Source organism: Microbacterium paludicola, from assembly GCF_015235415.1.
GTDB classification, from domain to species: Bacteria; Actinomycetota; Actinomycetes; order Actinomycetales; family Microbacteriaceae; genus Microbacterium; species Microbacterium paludicola.
Genome location: NZ_JADGLL010000081.1, coordinates 1 through 2,956 on the forward strand (window position 1 = coordinate 1; position 2,956 = coordinate 2,956).

6 protein-coding genes are annotated in these 2,956 nt (G+C 68.7%); all 6 read right to left on the minus strand.

Annotated elements, in window-relative coordinates; translation table 11 throughout:
- Nucleotides 1–123: 123 nt before the first annotated feature.
- The 6 genes from IR155_RS15520 to IR155_RS15545 all read right to left on the minus strand — a co-directional run bounded on the left by IR155_RS15520 (nucleotide 124) and on the right by IR155_RS15545 (nucleotide 2,567).
- Entirely contained in the window at nucleotides 124–486 is a 363-nt protein-coding gene (locus IR155_RS15520) for a DUF3846 domain-containing protein (RefSeq protein WP_135115687.1), read from the minus strand.
- Between the two features lie 48 nt (nucleotides 487–534).
- Nucleotides 535–744: a DprA-like winged helix domain-containing protein gene (locus IR155_RS15525; RefSeq protein ID WP_135115688.1), complete on the minus strand. Its 210-nt coding sequence runs from the start codon at nucleotides 742–744 to the stop codon at nucleotides 535–537.
- 52 nt (nucleotides 745–796) lie between these two features.
- On the minus strand, nucleotides 797–1,198 hold the full coding sequence (locus tag IR155_RS15530) for a hypothetical protein (protein ID WP_135115689.1): 402 nt from the start codon (nucleotides 1,196–1,198) through the stop codon (nucleotides 797–799).
- A 78-nt stretch (nucleotides 1,199–1,276) separates the two neighbouring features.
- Complete coding sequence (locus IR155_RS15535) at nucleotides 1,277–1,786, minus strand: hypothetical protein (RefSeq protein ID WP_135115690.1); 510 nt, start codon at nucleotides 1,784–1,786, stop codon at nucleotides 1,277–1,279.
- 40 nt (nucleotides 1,787–1,826) lie between these two features.
- Nucleotides 1,827–2,303 (minus strand): hypothetical protein, encoded by a 477-nt coding sequence (locus IR155_RS15540; protein ID WP_135115691.1) that lies wholly within the window; start codon nucleotides 2,301–2,303, stop codon nucleotides 1,827–1,829.
- A 120-nt stretch (nucleotides 2,304–2,423) separates the two neighbouring features.
- Nucleotides 2,424–2,567: a hypothetical protein gene (locus IR155_RS15545; protein WP_167760827.1), complete on the minus strand. Its 144-nt coding sequence runs from the start codon at nucleotides 2,565–2,567 to the stop codon at nucleotides 2,424–2,426.
- Nucleotides 2,568–2,956: the final 389 nt, after the last annotated feature.

Genomic DNA, 2,956 nt, shown 5'->3' on the forward strand with positions numbered 1-2,956 from the left:
CACTCGTACGCTCAGATATCAACTGGGGCCTCCCTCACGTATGTGGATAGGCGAAGCCGGAAGACCGGCCCGCAACCCACGGTCTACGCGAGCGGAGGCCTCAGGCTCAACCACTCATAGCGTCTAGGCGGCTCCGCGGACAGCTGCGGCGAGCTGCTCGATCTGCTGGGCGTGCTCCTCGCTGAGGCCGAGGGTCTCGCCCTCCTCGTCGAGCCCTCCAGTGAACACCGCGGGGCCGACGATGAGGTTGGCGCCGCCGAGGATGGCCCACTGGGCGGCCTCCGCGGTCGGGTTGCGGTGCGCGCCGCCGAACTGGGCCCAGCCGTCCTCGTTCACGTAGAACTCGAGGTCGGCGGTGAGGGTCACCGGCTCGATGAGTCCCTCGACCGCTCCGCTGAGCACGGGGTACGCGTCGGCGCCGAGGTCGAGGCGCTCGGTGCGTCCGTCCGGGGTGACCTTGACGGCGAGGCGGGTGGTGGTGGTCATGGGATCTTCCTCTCCTAGTAACTGGTATCTCTGACAGGTATTAATCTACTAGGGGCCTCCGACATTGCGCGAGGTGATCCGCCAACCGGCGAGAGAAGATTCGACCCGGCCGTCGATCTCCAGCAGCGCAAGCGAGAACTGCGCGCCCTGGATCGACAGGCCCGCCCGCTGCGCGATCTCCTCCAGCGGGCGCGGGGTGCCGTCAAGCGCGTGCAGCACGCGGATCTCGGCGGGACGGTTGTCGGCTGCGTTCGTCATGGTGCCTCCTCGGGGAGCCGGGGCCTCCCGCTCGGAGAGGCCCCGGGGTCGGTCAGTCGGACACGTCCTGCGCGGCAGCCCAGGCCAGCAGCGCGCGCCACATCAGCGGCGACCGGGCGCTGTCCACGTAGCGCTGGTGCGCCGCCTCCAGGGCCTTCTGCGAGAACCGCGACACCGGAGTGATCGCCCGCGGCATCGGCACCGTCGAGTGCCCGAACCCGATCACCGCTCGCACCCACCGCTCGCTGACGGTGACGTGGTGGGCGAACGATCGGAACTGCTTGGCGTCTCGCTGGTACCAGGTCGTGATGTCGACGGCGCTGTGGAACGTCTCGCCGTGGCGCTCGAACTCTCGATCCAGCAGCACGATCCGGGTCGTGAGCTCGCGGTCGCGCCGGATCTCATCCACGCGGACCGGGGTTTCCTCGAGGGCCGGGGCAGTGATGGTGGTCATGGGGTCTTCCTCTCCTAGTAACTGGTATCTCTGACAGGTATTAATCTACTAGGGGCCTCCGACATTGAACCGTCCGGTTCAGACCCGGCTGTCCCAGCTGGCCACCAACGCGCGCGCGGCATCCCGCACGCGCGGCCCGGTGTTCCGCTCGTACCCGCGAACCGCGAGCGCTCGCCGCAGGTCGTCGATGAGCTTGGGCAGCTGGTCGGGGATCAGCTCGGTGTGCTGGCCGAGGTCGGGCACGGCGGCGCCGTTCTCGTAGACGGTGACGCCGCCGCCCACCTCGTCGTAGTCCCATTCCTCGCGGTGGACGATCCGGCCGGTGTGCTTGGAGAGTTTCGCGAGGGCGGCGGCTGCTTCGTCGGCGGTGTACTTGCTGTGGCCTTGGATGATGATCGAGCCGTTCGGGTCGCCGGTGCGTCCGGGGATCGTGTAGCCGGCGGCCACTTCGCGCTCGGGTACGTCCTCGCGCTCGTCGATTGCGTCGTAGCCTTCCCAGATCTCGCCGTCGCTGGTGAGGGCCGAGGGCAGGGTGTCGATGGTGAGGGCTCCGGGCTCCTCGATGGTGATGCTGTTCCAGGTGGACATGGTGTTCCTCCTCGTGTCCGTGGGGTCTGGGCCGGGCAGGTCACCAGATCTCGAAGCCGCCGGATGCGATCGCGAACCGGGCGAAGGCCGCCACGTTGGCTTCGTCGAACGGGTAGTGAGCCTCGGGCGGGGCGCAGGTGCCGACGCCGTCGCAGGCGTTGCACCAGCCGCGCTCGACCATGCCCATCTGCTGGCCGACCTCGTCCCGTCGGGTGCCGGTGCCCTCGCAGTACCGGCAGCCCTCACGCGGGATGCTCTCGATCCGCGCGGCGTAGGCGCTGGCGTACGCGGCCACGGTGCCCTTGTGGATGTCGGCGCGCAGCGCTTCGCCGAGCGCGCGTGCCTGCTCGGCGTCGAGGCCGTCGCCGTCGTTGGTGTGCCAGTGCTGGCACGGCTCTGCGAGGGCCGGGTGAGCGGCCTGGATGTACTCCGCGAGGGGGTGCCAGTACCAGACCGAGTTGCGGAAGTATTCGCCCTTCTCGCTGGTCGGGGCCTTCCCGTAGACGTCCATTCCCATCGTTTCAACCTCCTCAATAGTGGTACCTCTGACATGTACTAATCTATTAGTGGCCACCGACATTGAGCCGGGGCACGGAGAGGCCCCGAGCGCCAGAGCGCCCGGGGCCGGCGGGAGCGTCTACCAGGAGGACTGGTAGGTCAGCGGATCGAACTTCACCGCCTCGATGAGCTTGGTGTGAGCCGGGTTGGCCGGCGCGTCCGGCCCCCAGCCGAGCTTCGGTGTGACGTACTGCTCCGCCTTGAGGTACATGTCCAGGCCCATGAGTCCGTTCCTTCCTCTAGTGTGTATCTCTGACAGGTACTAATCTACTGAGGGGGTCGGACATTGCCGGCGGGGTAGCCGGCGAAGCCGGCACGGAGGCCGGCTCGCATGCGCAGGGGGAGGGCAGCCCGATAAGGGCCCGTGCGCACCGCGAGCCGGCCCCTCTGTGCCCACAGAGGCCAGGCCGAAGGCGAGCGCACCCGAGAGGGGATCCAGGAGCGCAGAAGCCGCCCCAGAGACCCCTGACTCGCGACCGATACCAATACGCGAGGCAACGCGAGCCGACCTCGGCGCGGGGAGGCGCGAAGCGCCGACCGAGAGGAGCACGAAGGATCCGGGCGTGCCCGGATCCACGCACGGTATCGCGCCCGCGCAGCGGGCGCAGGCGC

Bases quoted from the DNA above. Each gene is read 5' to 3' on its own strand.
- IR155_RS15520 (WP_135115687.1), bottom strand. From the start codon at position 486: ATGACCACCACCACCCGCCTCGCCGTCAAGGTCACCCCGGACGGACGC.
- IR155_RS15525 (WP_135115688.1), bottom strand. From the start codon at position 744: ATGACGAACGCAGCCGACAACCGTCCCGCCGAGATCCGCGTGCTGCAC.
- IR155_RS15530 (WP_135115689.1), bottom strand. From the start codon at position 1,198: ATGACCACCATCACTGCCCCGGCCCTCGAGGAAACCCCGGTCCGCGTG.
- IR155_RS15535 (WP_135115690.1), bottom strand. From the start codon at position 1,786: ATGTCCACCTGGAACAGCATCACCATCGAGGAGCCCGGAGCCCTCACC.
- IR155_RS15540 (WP_135115691.1), bottom strand. From the start codon at position 2,303: ATGGGAATGGACGTCTACGGGAAGGCCCCGACCAGCGAGAAGGGCGAA.
- IR155_RS15545 (WP_167760827.1), bottom strand. From the start codon at position 2,567: ATGGGCCTGGACATGTACCTCAAGGCGGAGCAGTACGTCACACCGAAG.